This is a genomic window from Inhella gelatinilytica (assembly GCF_016093295.1).
Lineage (GTDB): Bacteria > Pseudomonadota > Gammaproteobacteria > Burkholderiales > Burkholderiaceae_C > Inhella > Inhella gelatinilytica.
In genome coordinates this window covers 664,740-678,863 of the sequence record NZ_JAEDAL010000001.1, presented here as the reverse complement: position 1 = coordinate 678,863, position 14,124 = coordinate 664,740, and the positions used below count along the sequence as shown (strand labels likewise).

Sequence of the window (14,124 nt, the reverse complement as noted above, 5' to 3'; positions counted from 1 at the left end):
ACTTGATGGTCTCGTTCTTGTTTTCTTCTGTGTGACCGCAGGACAACCTGACCTTTGAACTCCCGCCTTTATCTTGTGGCCCTCGCCACTGCCCTCCCCACGCTTCTGGCCTTCAACACCAGTCCGTCTTCGACGATTTACAACCAATTGTTGGCACTGGGGGCTTGGGGTTTTGCGCTGCTGGTGGGTCAGGCCTCATTGACATCGCGCACGGGGGGCGGGCCGGTTTCGGTGGTCTTGCTGCTGTTGGCGGCCGTGGCGCTGGCGCAGGGGGGCTGGACCGGGGGGGCGCTGGCCAGCTTCAGCTTGATGGCCGCCTGGGTGTGTTTTCATGCCGGCCGTTGCGGTGCGTGGGACGACGCGCCCCGTGGCTTGGCCCTGGGTCTTGTGATCGCGGGTGGTGCCGGCGTCGTGATAGGCGCCATTCAGGTTTACGCCCCGCAGTGGGTGGATGGGATTTGGATCGCCCGCTCGGGCTACGAAGGCCGGGCGGTGGGCAATCTGCGTCAGCCGAACCATTTGGCCACCTGGCTGCTCTGGGCCGCGGTGGGCTGGGTTTGGTGGGGCGTACGGGCCCGCTGGTCGGCCCCCAAGGTGGCCGCAGGGTTGGCCCTCTTCACGGCGGGGGTCGTGCTCACTGCCTCACGAACCGGGCTCTATTTGGGGGTTCCGCTGCTGCTGCTGTGGGGGCTCTTCGATCGGCAGTTGCCCCGCGGCGCGCGCTGGGCGTTGGCGGCCACCCCGCTCTACGCCCTGGGGGCATGGCTTCTGTTCCATGGCCTGTCGGCCGCGGGCTTGGGCGCCTTTGGTGCGGAGATCCGTTTGGACGAAGAAGGGGCCGGCAGCCCGTCGCGCATCAAGATTCTGCTCAACACCTGGACCCTGCTGCAGACCCACCCCTGGACGGGCGTGGGTTGGGGGGAGTTCAACCGGGCGTGGACCTTGAGTGTCTTTCCGGACCGTCCGATCGCCTTCTTTGACCACAGCCACAACCTGCCCCTGCAACTGCTGGTGGAACTGGGGTGGCCGCTGGGCCTGTTGGTCTTGGGGCTGTTGGCCTGGGGCCTGCTGCTGGCGGTTCGGGCGGCTGGGCGGGCCCAAGGCGAGGGGGCGGTGGACCGTCGGGCGCCCTTGATGGTGATTCTGATCGTGGGCGTACACAGCATGCTGGAGTACCCACTGTGGTACCTCTACTTCTTGCTGCCCACAGCCTTTGCCTGGGGCCTGTGTGTGACGCCGACTGAGCATTCGTTCGGCCCGACAAGTTCGGGTGGGGCCGCCCTGCGCAAGGGCTTGGGACTGGCGCTGTTGTTGGGCAGTGCGTTTGCGCTCTGGGAGTACCAGCAAGTGGCGGCCATTTATGCCCCGGCCGAGGACGGCCGCTCCCTGCGCGAACGCATTCAGGCCGGGCAAAGGACGCGCCTCTTTTCAGCCCAGGCTGACTACGCCGCAGCCACCACCTTGGTCAGTGATGAAGGGGCGTTGCAAGCCGCGCAGCGCACGGCCCACCACTTCATTGATGCGCGTCTGCTCATGGCCTGGGCCAAGCAGCTGCACGCTCGGGGCGAGGCGGATCCGGCGCGCTACCTCGTGGCACGGCTGCGGGAATTCCGCAGCCGCGAAGGCAGTGCATGGCTGAGCGAATGTGAAACGGATGCGGGGCTCTGGTTTTGCCAGTCCCCCGAGCGGGCGCACGATTGGCGCGGGTTCTAGCCCGGCCGGGGCTGGGGTTAAGGCGCGACCCAGTCGCCAGACTTTCCGCCGCGTTTTTCCAGCACACGGATGCCTTCCATGACCATGTGCTTGTCGGCGGCTTTGCACATGTCGTAGATGGTCAGCAGGCCCACTTGCACCGCGGTCAACGCTTCCATTTCCACCCCGGTGACGCCCACGGTCTCCGCCTGGGCTTCACAGATCACGCGGGAGTGTTCGGCGTCGAGTTGGAACTCCACGCTCACCCGCGTCAGGGGCAAGGGGTGACACAGCGGAATCAGGTCGGCACAGCGCTTGGCACCTTGAATAGCGGCAATGCGGGCTACGCCCAACACGTCACCCTTGGCGGCTTGGCCTTGCGAGACCAGTTGCAGCGTGGCCGGCGCCATGCGAATGGCGCCCTGGGCCCGAGCGACGCGATGGGTGGGCGCCTTGCCACCCACGTCCACCATGTGCGCCTGCCCTTGGGCATCGAAATGGGTCAAGGGAGAAGTGGACATGGGCACAGAAACCTTCGAGCAATGAAACGCGGCGATGATAGGCCGCTGCCCTGCGCGTCGAGGGCGCTTGAGTGAGATCCGATGAAGCTGCGTCCGATGGCCTTGCGCCGCATCAACCTTCGTCCCTGGGTGCTGTGTCTGAGCCTGGCCGCTGCCAGCCCCATGGCCCAACCCCCCAGCGGCGCGCAACTGCCGGACCTGGGCGACTCCATCTCCGATACGGTCAGTTTGAGCGACGAGCGCCGCTATGGGGATTACATCGCGGCAGAGATCCGCGGTGACCCCGCGTCCCTGGACGACCCCTTGTTGCTGCAGTACGTGCGAGGCTTGTGGCGGCCACTGGTGGAAGCGGCGCGGGCGCAGGGCAATCTCACAGAGGAGCTCTGGGACCGCTTTGCCTGGGAACCTCTGCTGATCAAAGAGCGCGCGGTGAATGCGGCGGCGTTTCCCGGCGGCTACTTCATCTTCAATTTGGGATTGATTTCACTCAGTGGCTCGCGGGATGAATTGGCTGCAGTGATGGCGCACGAACTGGCCCACGCTACGCAGCGACACATTGCACGCGGGGTCGCGGATGAAGGCAAGGGAACGGCGATTCGCTTGCTGGGTGTGTTGCTCGGGGCTTTGGCAATGGCCAAGACGGGGGACGCCGGGGTGGGCTACGGCGTGATGTCCATCGCCGAAACCGAGGCCATGCGGCGGCGCCTCAGCTTTTCGCGCGAACTGGAGCGCGAAGCTGATCGGGTCGGCCATGGTTTTTTGGTACGGGCCGGCTTCCGCTCCGAGGGCATGGCGCGCATGTTTGAGCGCATGGAGCAGGCCACGCACCTGATGGACAACGGCGCGTTTCCGTACCTGCGCACCCATCCCCTGACCCGTGAGCGGATCGCAGATGCCCGCGTGCGGGTGGAGCAAGACGAACCGCAGCCGCTGCCGCAAGGCGCCGTGGAGCATGCGCTGATGGCGGCGCGGGCCCGGGTGTTGGCCGACTCGCGCGCTGAAGCCTTGCAGGCGGCGGCCCAGTTCGAAGCGGGGGGGCGTGACCCCGACCCCCTGGCGCAAATTGCGGCCCGGTACGGTGCGGCACTGGCGGCCTTCAAGCTCCGTCAGCGCGATCGCGCCGAGGCGTCATTGCAGGTCGCCGCTCGACTCAGCCACGCGTTGGCCGTTGCGGAGCGCCAGCAAGTCACCCGCTACTTGGCCTGGCTGCGTGCCGAAGGGCTGGCGGACCTGGGGGACGGCGCGGGCAGCTGGCAGGCGCTGAGCGCGTATGCCGAGGACCGGACCTACGCGGCCTTGATGCTGCGCGCGCAAGCGGTGGCGGCTGACGGGGTGACTGCTGCGCAACGTGAATCGGTGCTCGACGCCCTGCAAACTCACTTGGCCCTCAACCCCAAAGATGCACTGGCTTGGGAGCGGGCCGGCCGTCTCTGGGCCGTGCAAGGGCAAGCTCTGCGCAGTCTGCGTGCGCAGGCCGAAGCGCATGTGGCCCGGGGGGACACGCGCGGGGGATTGGAGCGCCTGCGTTCAGCCTTGCGCTTGTCCCGTCAGGCGGGGGCTGATCCGATCGAGGCCTCGGTGATCGACGCCCGATTGCGGGCGGTCCTGTACGAGCGCCGTCGTCTATGGTCGGATCTGTACCCGAATCGCCCCATGCCGCCGGAGTTCGAATAAGCCTCAGGGGGTGACGGCGTCGATGAGCAGCCCCAGCACGCTGTACATCAGCGAGCCCAGCAGGGCTGCGCCAAAGTTCGCCACACTGAAGCCATCCAACACCGATGCGGTGGCCCAAAACAGCAGGGCATTGATCACGAAAAGGAACAAGCCCAGCGTGACGATGGTGATGGGCAATGTGAGCACGACCAGCACGGGCCGCAGCAAGGTGTTGAACAGCCCCAGCACAGCCGCAGCCACCAGGGCCGCGCCCAAATGGTTGACTTCGATGCCGGGGGCCACGTGGGCAACCAGCAAGAGGGCGAGGGCCAAGAGCAACCAGCGCAGCAGCAATTTCATGGTGTGAAGCATAGAGCGAGGACGGTGTGAGGACTCCTCGCGAGTGCTGTGCTTGGGGGGTTTTGTCTCCCCTGCCGCACATCGAGGGGGTTTTTCAGGGTTTGGGAGCATGATTTCCCTCTGAAACGGCTTCTTTTTCATAGAGGGCGGCAGTACCATTGCGGGCGCTCGGTGCTCGAGAGAATTTGAAGGCGATGTCGACCTTCACCCAGCCCGGCAATCACCTCAACGCACGGAGAGATTCACATGGCAACTGCGAAGAAGGCGGCTCCGGCCAAGAAGGCCGCGCCCGCGAAGAAGGCGGCCCCGGCCAAGAAGGCTGCAGCCCCCGCGAAGAAGGCAGCGGCTCCGGCCAAGAAGGCCGCGGCCCCCGCGAAGAAAGCGGCAGCTCCGGCCACCAAGGCCGCAGCCCCCGCGAAAAAGCGCACCCCCAACGCCGCCTTCATGAAGGCCCTGACCCCCAGCGCTGCGCTGGCCGCCATCATTGGCGACAAGGCCCTGCCCCGCACCGAAGTCACCAAGAAGGTGTGGGAGTACATCAAGAAGAACAAGCTGCAAGACGCAGTCAACAAGCGCATGATCAATGCCGACGCCAAGCTGAAGGAAATCTTCAAGAAGGCGCAAGTCTCGATGTTCGAGATGACCAAGCTGATCAGCAGCCACCTGAAGTGATGGTGACGAGCTGACACACCGTCGGCTTGCTCAACCCCCGCAAACCCGGCCTTTGGCCGGGTTTGCTTTTTGGGGTGATCGCAGCTCGCTTGCTTTTGGCACCGGGGAACGGCCTGCCTACACTGCGCGGCCGTTTTAGAGACCCGCCCCGTGACTGCCCTGCGCCGCCTTCCCCTTGCCCTTGCAGCCGCCTGTGTGCTGACCGAGCCTGCCCAGGCCAACGACAACGCCGTTAAAGCCGCCAGTGACGCTTTTGGCACCAGCGTGGGTCGCGAGTCGATTGGGCTGTACACCACCGGCAGCGTGCGGGGTTTTTCGCCCACCGCCGCGGGCAATGTGCGCATTGACGGGCTGTACTTTGACCAGGTCTGGGGCGTGAGCGCCCGCCTGCGCACCGCCAGCCAGGTGAGAGTGGGTTTGAGCGCGCAGGGCTTCGTGTTTCCGTCGCCCACCGGCATCGTGGACCACCAGTTGCGTCGCCCCGGTGCGCAAGGGGAGGGGCAGGTCAGTTTGACGTCCGACCACTGGGGCGGGCGTTACCTGGATGTCGATTTTTCGCAGCCGATCAAGGGTACGGCTTGGGGCGTGACGGGGGGCTTGTCGGCGCAGCGCATTCGCTACGGCAACGGCACGCACGCACAAGGCGCGAATGGCAGCCTGGCGCTGTGGTGGCGCCCCAGCCCCGAGCGGGAGGCCATGGTGTTCCTCTCGCAACACAACACCCCATTCGACCAAATTGCGGCCTTGGTCAGCCCCGCCGCAGCGGCCTTGCCGCAGTTCGACACGCAGCGGCGCTTCCAGGGGCCGGATTGGTCCTACTACCGCGGGACCGCGCGCAACCGCGGGGCCTTGTGGCGCGAGACCCTGGCGCCGGAGTGGCAGCTGCGCGCCGGCTTGTTCCACTCCGAATTTGACGATGAGCGCGGCGCCAGCCACCTGATTGTTCAGGCCGATGCGACTGGCTTGGGCCAGCGTCAGCTCACCATCGACCCCGCGAGCCGCAACGCCTCAGACAGCGGTGAGCTGCGACTGAGCCATACGCGGCGCGGAGCGCAGTGGCATCAGCGTTGGCACCTGCAGTGGGCTGGGCGGGAACGTTTGCGGCAGTATGGCGGCTCGGCTCGGGTGGACCTGGGCCCCGGCCGGGTGGAGGACCCGGTGAGCGCCCCCGAGCCGGCTTTCGCCTTCGGGCCGCTCAGCCAGGACCGCATCCGCCAGCAGTGGCTGGGCCTGGCCTACGAATTGCGCGATGGTCGTGAGTGGGAGCTCAACGCCGGCGTGCAGCGCACCACCTACCGCAAGCGCCTGGAGCGTCCGGGCCTGGCCGCGGTGGAAGACCGCTCTCAGCCGGTGCTGGGCAACCTCAGCGGGGCTTGGCATTGGAGCCCTCACCTGGTGGCCTATGCGGGCCTGACCCGGGGTCTGGAGGAAAGCGGCATCGCCCCGCCCAACGCCAGCAACCGCAACCAGGCGGTGCCCGCCATCCTCACCACGCAGCGTGATGCAGGCCTCCGTTGGCAGCTGGCGCCGCGTTTGCGGTGGGTGGCCGGGGTGTTTGAGGTCCAGAAGCCCTACTTCAATCTCGACGCCGCCAACCTCTACACGCAACTGGGTGAGGTGCGCCACCGCGGGTTCGAAACCTCGCTCGCGGGCCATCCCATGCCGGAGCTGCGCCTGCTCGTGGGGGCCTTGTGGATGCAGCCGCGCGTGCGCGGCGAGGCCGTCACCCTGGGCCGCGTGGGCGAGCGCCCGCTGGGTCAACCCGAGCGACAGCTCAAGCTCAACGCCGTGTGGTCGCCCGCGGCCTTGCAGGGGGTGAGTCTGGACGCTGGTGTCTCGCACACCGGGCCGATGGCCGCCACGCGGGACAACCGGGTGGAATTGCCCGCCGTCACCTTGCTGGACCTGGGCTTGCGCGCCCCGCTGCACGTCGGCGCCCAGCCGCTGAGCCTGCGCCTGCGCGTGGCCAATGCGACTGACCGGCACTATTACGAATTGCGCGGTGCGGGGCTCTATGCCGAAGCGCCGCGCCGACTGGTGGAGCTGACGGTGTCGGGGAGTTGGTGAGAACCTAAAAGTGTCGGCGGCGCCAAGCGACGAAGCCGCAGCAAGCGATTTGCAGTGCAGTCACCAGGACGGCGAAAGGCACCCCCAACGCCGCCCACCCCGTGACGGGCGAATGCGAGCCGACTTCAAACAGACCCCAAACCAAGCCCCCCGCGACACAGAACTGTGTCAAGGCAATGCCTGCCAAGTGCCGCACCGGCCCCTTGCGTTGGCGAATGAACCGCCATGTGCCGCCCATGAGCGTCAGTGCCATCGCTGCCAGAAGCGCCCATTGGATGATGTCGTGCCACCGATCGTGGCTGAGCAGGGTGCGGGCGCGTGCATCCGCTCCTTGTTTCAATGTGGCTAGACGCTCTGGCGAGGGGGATTCACTTCGCTCTTCAAACCAAAACGATGTAGGCCCGTGATGCACTTCACGCCAGCCCACCTCCCTTCGCTCATGGGCACGCAGCATCTCTCCGTAATTCAACGTGCCACCGGGATGATTGAAGGCAGCCTCCCAATAAGGTGAGGTCAGATGGGCCACCACCAGGCGCGGTTCCGAAAAAGACTTGCCCGTGCGCCGCACCTCAGCCTGCAGTTGAGCGCTCAGGCCGGGTTCGGTCGGAACGATGAGGGGATGGCGCCGGCAATAAAAGTCGGGCACTTCCAGAATCACGAACTGCGCCGTGCAGTGGGCGGGTGAGCCCTCGCAGACCAGCACGGCTTGGTGGGTCAAGGGAACGCAACTCAGGGCCCAGCTGGCGCTGGGGGCGACCATCCCCAGAAGCATGAACCCTTGCACGATCAAGAGCCGCCACGGGTTCATGCACCCCACCCCACCGGCGCTGTCCACTGCGGGTTGATCAGCTCCACCAGCCGATGGTCGCGCCAGGCGCCGTCGATGAAGAGGTAATCCCGCGCCAGGCCGATCTCGCGAAAGCCCAACCGGTCCAGCACGCGGCCGCTGCGCTGGTTCTCGGGGCGGTAGCCGGCTTGCAAGCGGTGCAGGGCGATGCCGGGGCCGAAGGCGGCAGCCACGATGGTGGTGAGGGCCTCGGTCATCAGACCCTGGCCTTGGGCCTGGGCATCGAGGGCGTAGCCCAGGTTGGCGCTGTGGTGCGGGCCGCGGACGATGCTGCTCAGTTCGGCCTTGCCGATCACGCGATCGGGCGCCTCGGGTCTCACCAAGAACCAGCGCCAGCCCTCGCCGCGGTCTTGCACCGCCTGCTGGGCCGGCAGCTTCTCTGCCCAATAGGCCTCGGTCTCAACCGCCGCCGGGCGGGGTGGGTCCCAAGGGGCGAAGTGCACGGCGTTGCGGCGGGTGAAATCCGCCACCGCGGCGGCGCTCACCGCCGCCGGGGGCAGCAGGGCCAGCCGCTCGGTCGTCAGTTTCACGCCAGCAGCTCCTGCACGCGGGCCTGCAGGGTCTCAGGGGTGACCGAACTGGGCGCTACCGCTTCCCCCACCACCACCTCGACCGGGCTGAACAGCCCGCGACGGAAGGGCTTGACCATGGCCTGGCCGCCTTCGATGCGGCTGAAGAACGAGCCCCACAGGTTCTTCAGCGCCATAGGCACCACGGGCACGGGCTGGGCGTCCAGAATCTTCATCAGCCCGCCCTTGAAGGGCTGCAGCGTGCCGTCGCGTGTGATGCCGCCTTCCGGGAAGATGGCCAGCAAGTCGCCCTCGCGCAGCACCTGCTCGGCCGCGGCAAACGCCCGCTCGTAAGCCTGGGGGTCTTCCTTCTGCGGGGCGATGGGGATGGCCTTGGCGAGGCGGAACAGCCAGCCCAGCACGGGTGTCTTGAAGATGCGGTGATCCATCAAAAAACGCACGGGACGCGGGCTCACCCCCATCAACAGCACGGCGTCGATGAAGCTCACGTGGTTGCACACCAGGAGCGCCGCACCCTCGGTGGGAATGCGCTCGGCCCCGTGCAGGCGCAGCCGGTACACCGTGTGAGAGAGCACGAAGGCGACGAAGCGCAGCAGGTACTCGGGCACGACCAGAAAGATGTAGGCGCCGACCACGGCGTTGGCCAGGCCGACGAACAGGAAGAGCTCCGGCACGCTGGCGCCCTGGCTCAGCAGCAGGCCGGCGCTCAAGGAGGCGCCAATCATGAACAGCGCGTTCAAGATGTTGTTAGCCGCAATGATGCGGGCGCGGTGCGTGGCCTGCGCGCGCAGCTGGATCAGGGCGTACATGGGCACGCTGTAGAGGCCCGCGCAGGCCGCCAGCAAGGCCAGGTCGGCCATGACGCGCAGGTGGCCCGGCGCGGCCACGAAGGCCCCGAGCCCGTAGGCCGCAGCGGGGGCGGGCGGCAGACCCTGGCAGGCGAAATACAGATCCACCGCAAACACCGTCATGCCGATGGCGCCCAGCGGCACCAGACCAATCTCCACCATGCGGCGCGAGAGCATCTCGCAGGCCAGTGAGCCCAGCGCGATGCCGACCGAGAACACCGCCAGCAGGAGGGAGGCCACTTGCTCGTTGCCGTGCAGCACGTCCTTGGCGAACGCCGGGAAGTTGCCCAGGAAGACAGCGCCCACAAACCACATCCAGGAGATGCCCAGCAACGAGCGGAACACCACCAGGCTTTGGTGGGCGATGTGGAGGTTGCGCCATGTCTCCGAGACGGGGTTCCAGTTCACCGTCAAGCCGGCGTCACTGGCCGGCGTGGGCGGCAGGGCCTGCGCCGCCAAGCGCCCGGCGACCGCCAAGGCCAAGCCTGCCCAGGCGACGTAGTGGGGGCCATCGCCGGGAATGGCGATCAAGGCCCCTCCCACCAAGTTGCCGGCCAGGATGGCAACGAAGGTGCCCATCTCCACCATGCCATTGCCGCCGGTCAGCTCCTCCGCGGCCAGGTGCTGCGGCATGTAGGCGTACTTGACCGGGCCAAAGAAGGTGGAGTGCAGGCCCAGCAGGAAGATGCAGGCCAGCAGTACCGCGACCTGCTGGGTATAGAGCCCCCAGGCGGCCAGCGCCATGATGAAGACCTCCAGGTTCTTGATGGCGCGCATCAAGCCGCGCTTGTCCAGCTTGTCCGCCAACTGCCCGGCCGTGGCGCTGAACAGCACGAAGGGCAGGATGAAGACGGCGCCGATCACCAAGCCCGCCTGAGCCGGCGGCATCCAGCTCACGCTGAGCTGGAAGGTCACGATCATCGTGAACGCAAACTTGAACAGGTTGTCGTTGGCCGCGCCCAGGAATTGGGTCCAAAAGAACGGGGCAAAACGACGCTGGCCCATCAGGGCGAACTGGTTGGAATGGGCGGCACTCACGGGGCGTGTCCTCCGGTGACAAGGGGGCGATGGTAGTCAGCGCACGGTCAGCACGGGCCCGGAAATGCCCGCAGCCGGCGCCCAGCGCAGCACCGAGTCCGCCCCCACGGTGGCGATGCGGTCGGAAAAGCGTTCGCTGTTCGGATGGTCGTCAAAGGCGACGTTGGCCCGGCTCATGCGCCCGCCGAGTCGGGTCCAGGCGCTGATGCGCAACACCGTGGGCTCGTATCCCCGCAGGCGCAACCAGGCCTGCGCCCGCTCACGCGTGGTGGCCTGCGGCTCCAGCGCGCCGGCCAAGGTCTCAACCACCCACTGGTTGCTTTGCTGATAGCGCTGGCCCCAGGCATAGCTGACCACGCTGTAGCGGCGTTCGTGCCAGGCGCGCAGCCGGGTGGGGTCCTCCAGCACCGCGCGCACGCGGCTGGCTGCCTCGGGTGTCAGCACCACGAAGGCGGCTTCGAAGCGGTGCGGGTCGTCGAGGAAGAAGTCCCCCACGCCCTGGCGGAACAAGCCGGCGCGGTCGCTGTCGCAGTGGTTCAGCTTGTGCAGCACGCGCCAGGTGCCGGGTGCATCGTCCGTGGAGGGCGCGACGCGGTAGACAAAGGCCAGGTGCGACCACTGCAAGCGGTACTGGCGCAGGTCCTGTCCGGCCCGTGCCAGCAGGGCCACGTCGCCGCCCGTGGCATCCAGCGCCCGGGCTGTGCGCTCCGCCAGGGCCAGGCCCTGGGCCACGCGGTCGGCTTGGGGCACTTGCTCGTCGCAGCGGCGGCCGGCCTGCGCCACGCCCAGCACGGCGATCAGGCCCAGGGCCAGCAACCAGCGCTTCACCGCGCCACCTCTTCGTGGTGCAGCAGCGCCTGGCCGATGGCATTGGGCACGAAAGCGATGGCCTGGCCGGCGATCGACAGCAAATGCCCGGCGGACAGCACGGTCACCGTGACGAGGGTGCCGGCGGCGTGCACGCTGGCGTGTGCCAGACGCCCCGCAAAGCGCAGGCTGATGCGGGCCCCGTCACTGGCGCGCTCCAGCACCCACACCGTGCCCTCGGCGCTGACTTCCAGCGCCACCACACTCAGCGTGGCCCCGGCCGACAGCACCAGCACCGGCGCCGCAACCGAGATCGCCACGGGCAGGGCGGACAGGGCACTGAGTTCGGAGGCGTCCCCATGGGCGTGCGCCGCAGGGCCGGTCAGGCTCAGCAGGGCGCTGAGGGCGAAGCAGGGAGCGTGTTTCACAAGGGCTTTCATACGGACTCCGACGGGGTGGGGGTGGGGCGGTTGAAACCAAGGGCCAGGCGGTCTTCATGGGCGTCGCGCAGGGTCTTGGCCAGCGTGAAGGCCGCCGAGATCAGGAACAGCCAGGCCACCAGCAAGTAGGCGGCGAAGGCGGAGGGGATCTCCAACACCCACAGGCCCCAGCCGGTCAGGGCCATGGCCGCCCCGAAGCCGCCCCAGACCACCAAGCCCCAGGCCGGCGTTTCGGGCAGGTTGGCATGGCGGTCGCGCACGAACTTGGCCAGGGCAAACACCGTGCACAGGCAGAACACATAGGCCATCACCAGAAAGGCGCGCTCGATGGGGCTGACCGGCAGGTAGGCCAGCCCCGAGCCGCAGAGCAGCACGGCCACACCAAAGGACACCCAGACCTGGATTTGCCAGGCGCGGGTGTCGTGTCGGGGGGCAAGGGGGCGGGGCATGTCGGGGCTCCAGAGTTGAGGTGGGGCGATGGTGTCCAGGCGAAGGCCGGCAGTCAAAGCCTTTGCCCGGGGTGGCGGGTGCTGAGGCCGGCGGTATCGCGGGGCGAGACCGCAAAGTGCCGCGCGGTCGCAAAGGCGCTGGCCGCCAGGGCTTGGCCCTGCCAGCGCAGACGGCGCTTGAGCACCAAGTCGAACAGCAGCGGGTTGTGGCGGCGCAGACTTGTGAGCCCGGGGCGTTCGGCGGCGTCGATCAGGCCCGCGCGCGCCAGGGCCCCGAGCTGCACCATCGGGGCCAAACCGGGCAAGGGGTGGTCGGACCCGTGCAGCAGGCGCCCGTGCCAGTCCTCCCGTCGAATGAGGGTGCGCAGCACCTCCGGCGAGCGGTTGAACTGCGCCACCGCCGACAGGTCCCCGAGCAGGCGCTCATGGCCCTCGTCCATCAGACGGGCGAAGAGTTCAAACGCCGGCCGCGGCGGGGCGCTGCGGCGATCCCAGTCGGGCGCCTGACCGAGGGAGGCGCAGTGCGCCACGATGACCGTGACACCCGCCTCCAACGCCACGCGCAGCCGCAGCGGGTTGCCCAGCGCCTGCAGGCCCAGGCCGGGCACGGCGTGCTCGTCCCCGCAATGGACGATGAGCGGAAGCCCGTGCTGCACCAGCGCGTCGTAAAACGGCCGGCAGCGCCGATCGGCCGGGTCCATGCCCATGCTGGCGGGCAACCACTTCACGGCTTTCGCCCCCTGGGCGGCGGCCTGCGCCAGGGCCGCGAGGGCGTCGGGCCGATAGGGGTGGATCGAGGCCACCCAGCCAAATCGTTCGGGGTGCTGTGCGGCCACCTGGGCGGCATAGGCATTGGGCACGTGAAAGGTGCTGGCCTCCGGCAGCGCCCGCCCGCGCGCGTCATGGGCCTGTTCGAAGGCGAACAGCAACCAGCGCGCGCCGGGGGGGAAGTCGTGGGTGAGGGTGACGAGCTGCTGGACAAAGCTGCGGTCGACGTCCGGCGACCCCGGCGCCACCCCGGCGCCGTGCAGGATGGCGCGCTTGCGCCCGTACTCCAGGGGGTGCCACCACTGGTCCAGCGAGGGGTGCAGCGTGCAACCGGACCCGCTGTCGCCAGTGCCCAGCAGGTGGCAGTGGCTATCCCAGAGCTGGGTGGCGTCCAGGCCGTGCAGGCTGTCGTGGATCCAGTCCTGCAGGCGCGGGTCGACGCGGGGCTGGGCGGGCGCCTCCAGGGCGGTGAACAGGCCGGCGGCGGCCAGGGCGCCGCAACACAGCAGGCGGCGGCGGGTGAGGGGGTGGGGCATGTCGCGGCTCCGGTTGAAACGGCCGCGATGGTGGCCGCCCGTTGGCCACGAGGCCAGCGGTTTGCCTCAGGGGTCGTCCCGGCGCGCCGGGCGGGCGCATCTGGCGATACTCGTGCCCATGTCAAGCACCCGTGACCTCATCGCTGCCCTGAAGAGTGAGCTCAAGCTGGCGGGCATCACTTACGCCGAACTGGCCCAGCACCTGGGGCTGGCCGAGAGCAGCGTCAAGCGCATGTTTGCGAGTGAGGGCGATTTGCCCTTGTCACGGATTGACGAAGTGCTGCGGGTGCTGAAGATGGACTTCGCCGATTTGGCGCGCCGCGTGGCCGACGCCCAGCCGCTGCGGCACGAACTGAGTGCCGCCCAAGAGCAAGCGGTCGTGGGCGACCCCAAGTTGCTTCTGATGGCGCTGTGCTGTCTGTCGCAATGGTCTTTTGATCAGATCGTGGGCACCTACCGCCTGGACGAACCGGAGGCGATTCGGTATTTGGCCCAACTGGATCGGCTCGGGGTCATTGAATTGCGTCCGCTGAACCGTTACCGGCTGCTGGTGTCCAAGACTTTCCGGTGGCGTCCCGGCGGGCCGGTCATGCGATTCTTCCGCGACCATGCAGCGCAAGAATTTTTTGAGGCGGACTTCGATGGCGAGGGCGAACGCCTGCTCTTGGTGCACGGCCAGCTCAGCCCCGCCCGCATGGTGGCGTTTAACGAACGCTTGGAGCGTGTTGCGCAAGACTTCGCGCAGCAGCACCTGACGGACCAGCGCCTCCCGCCCGATCAAAAGCGGCCTTACACCATGGTGGTGGCTGCGCGCAGTTGGCTCTTTGGGCCCTTTGCTTCGTTGCGTCGTCAGTAACTGCGGGGCTGTCAGGTCTCTATCTGACCTGAACGCGATC

14 protein-coding genes are annotated in these 14,124 nt (G+C 67.6%); 5 read left to right on the top strand and 9 right to left on the bottom strand.

What is annotated here, in order from left to right; translation table 11 throughout:
* Positions 1-54 precede the first annotated feature (54 nt).
* Positions 55-1,713, top strand: a complete 1,659-nt coding sequence (locus I7X43_RS03090) for a PglL family O-oligosaccharyltransferase (RefSeq protein ID WP_198099421.1) — start codon at positions 55-57, stop codon at positions 1,711-1,713.
* A 17-nt stretch (positions 1,714-1,730) separates the two neighbouring features.
* Here I7X43_RS03090 and moaC read toward each other — a convergent pair whose 3' ends face one another.
* On the bottom strand, positions 1,731-2,213 hold the full coding sequence (gene moaC, locus I7X43_RS03085; protein WP_198099420.1) for a cyclic pyranopterin monophosphate synthase MoaC: 483 nt from the start codon (positions 2,211-2,213) through the stop codon (positions 1,731-1,733).
* A gap of 81 nt (positions 2,214-2,294) precedes the next feature.
* Between moaC and I7X43_RS03080 the strand changes: the two genes are divergently transcribed.
* Positions 2,295-3,887 carry a M48 family metalloprotease gene (locus tag I7X43_RS03080; protein WP_198099419.1) on the top strand — a complete coding sequence of 531 codons (1,593 nt, stop codon included), beginning with the start codon at positions 2,295-2,297 and terminating at the stop codon, positions 3,885-3,887.
* Positions 3,888-3,890: 3 nt separating this feature from the next.
* Here I7X43_RS03080 and I7X43_RS03075 read toward each other — a convergent pair whose 3' ends face one another.
* Complete coding sequence (locus I7X43_RS03075) at positions 3,891-4,226, bottom strand: phage holin family protein (protein ID WP_198099418.1); 336 nt, start codon at positions 4,224-4,226, stop codon at positions 3,891-3,893.
* A 246-nt stretch (positions 4,227-4,472) separates the two neighbouring features.
* Here I7X43_RS03075 and I7X43_RS03070 point away from each other — a divergent pair, with 246 nt between their 5' ends.
* Together I7X43_RS03070 and I7X43_RS03065 are read left to right on the top strand one after the other, a co-directional pair.
* Positions 4,473-4,898, top strand: coding sequence for an SWIB/MDM2 domain-containing protein (locus I7X43_RS03070; RefSeq protein ID WP_198099417.1), 426 nt, complete (start codon positions 4,473-4,475; stop codon positions 4,896-4,898).
* 150 nt (positions 4,899-5,048) lie between these two features.
* On the top strand, positions 5,049-6,965 hold the full coding sequence (locus I7X43_RS03065) for a TonB-dependent siderophore receptor (RefSeq protein ID WP_198099416.1): 1,917 nt from the start codon (positions 5,049-5,051) through the stop codon (positions 6,963-6,965).
* 4 nt (positions 6,966-6,969) lie between these two features.
* Here I7X43_RS03065 and I7X43_RS03060 read toward each other — a convergent pair whose 3' ends face one another.
* The 7 genes from I7X43_RS03060 to I7X43_RS03030 form a co-directional block, all read right to left on the bottom strand.
* Positions 6,970-7,773, bottom strand: coding sequence for a hypothetical protein (locus I7X43_RS03060; RefSeq protein WP_198099415.1), 804 nt, complete (start codon positions 7,771-7,773; stop codon positions 6,970-6,972).
* Positions 7,770-8,342 carry a GNAT family N-acetyltransferase gene (locus I7X43_RS03055; RefSeq protein ID WP_198099414.1) on the bottom strand — a complete coding sequence of 191 codons (573 nt, stop codon included), beginning with the start codon at positions 8,340-8,342 and terminating at the stop codon, positions 7,770-7,772. The genes I7X43_RS03060 and I7X43_RS03055 overlap by 4 nt, the downstream gene beginning before the upstream one ends.
* A complete protein-coding gene (locus tag I7X43_RS03050; RefSeq protein WP_198099786.1) occupies positions 8,339-10,195 on the bottom strand; it encodes an MFS transporter in 1,857 nt (618 codons plus the stop codon). Before I7X43_RS03050 ends, I7X43_RS03055 begins: the two co-directional genes overlap by 4 nt.
* Before the next feature lie 69 nt (positions 10,196-10,264).
* Positions 10,265-11,056, bottom strand: a complete 792-nt coding sequence (locus I7X43_RS03045; protein ID WP_198099413.1) for a DUF2145 domain-containing protein — start codon at positions 11,054-11,056, stop codon at positions 10,265-10,267.
* On the bottom strand, positions 11,053-11,475 hold the full coding sequence (locus I7X43_RS03040; RefSeq protein WP_198099412.1) for a hypothetical protein: 423 nt from the start codon (positions 11,473-11,475) through the stop codon (positions 11,053-11,055). Before I7X43_RS03040 ends, I7X43_RS03045 begins: the two co-directional genes overlap by 4 nt.
* Positions 11,472-11,924: a YiaA/YiaB family inner membrane protein gene (locus I7X43_RS03035; RefSeq protein ID WP_198099411.1), complete on the bottom strand. Its 453-nt coding sequence runs from the start codon at positions 11,922-11,924 to the stop codon at positions 11,472-11,474. The genes I7X43_RS03040 and I7X43_RS03035 overlap by 4 nt, the downstream gene beginning before the upstream one ends.
* A 53-nt stretch (positions 11,925-11,977) precedes the next feature.
* Complete coding sequence (locus I7X43_RS03030; RefSeq protein ID WP_198099410.1) at positions 11,978-13,228, bottom strand: amidohydrolase family protein; 1,251 nt, start codon at positions 13,226-13,228, stop codon at positions 11,978-11,980.
* Positions 13,229-13,346: 118 nt separating this feature from the next.
* Between I7X43_RS03030 and I7X43_RS03025 the strand changes: the two genes are divergently transcribed.
* Positions 13,347-14,084 carry a helix-turn-helix domain-containing protein gene (locus I7X43_RS03025; RefSeq protein WP_198099409.1) on the top strand — a complete coding sequence of 246 codons (738 nt, stop codon included), beginning with the start codon at positions 13,347-13,349 and terminating at the stop codon, positions 14,082-14,084.
* Positions 14,085-14,124: the final 40 nt, after the last annotated feature.

Bases quoted from the DNA above. Each gene is read 5' to 3' on its own strand.
- I7X43_RS03060 (WP_198099415.1), bottom strand. From the start codon at position 7,773: ATGAACCCGTGGCGGCTCTTGATCGTGCAAGGGTTCATGCTTCTGGGG.
- I7X43_RS03030 (WP_198099410.1), bottom strand. From the start codon at position 13,228: ATGCCCCACCCCCTCACCCGCCGCCGCCTGCTGTGTTGCGGCGCCCTG.
- moaC (WP_198099420.1), bottom strand. From the start codon at position 2,213: ATGTCCACTTCTCCCTTGACCCATTTCGATGCCCAAGGGCAGGCGCAC.
- I7X43_RS03075 (WP_198099418.1), bottom strand. From the start codon at position 4,226: ATGAAATTGCTGCTGCGCTGGTTGCTCTTGGCCCTCGCCCTCTTGCTG.
- I7X43_RS03070 (WP_198099417.1), top strand. From the start codon at position 4,473: ATGGCAACTGCGAAGAAGGCGGCTCCGGCCAAGAAGGCCGCGCCCGCG.
- I7X43_RS03035 (WP_198099411.1), bottom strand. From the start codon at position 11,924: ATGCCCCGCCCCCTTGCCCCCCGACACGACACCCGCGCCTGGCAAATC.
- I7X43_RS03025 (WP_198099409.1), top strand. From the start codon at position 13,347: ATGTCAAGCACCCGTGACCTCATCGCTGCCCTGAAGAGTGAGCTCAAG.
- I7X43_RS03040 (WP_198099412.1), bottom strand. From the start codon at position 11,475: ATGAAAGCCCTTGTGAAACACGCTCCCTGCTTCGCCCTCAGCGCCCTG.
- I7X43_RS03050 (WP_198099786.1), bottom strand. From the start codon at position 10,195: ATGGGCCAGCGTCGTTTTGCCCCGTTCTTTTGGACCCAATTCCTGGGC.
- I7X43_RS03080 (WP_198099419.1), top strand. From the start codon at position 2,295: ATGAAGCTGCGTCCGATGGCCTTGCGCCGCATCAACCTTCGTCCCTGG.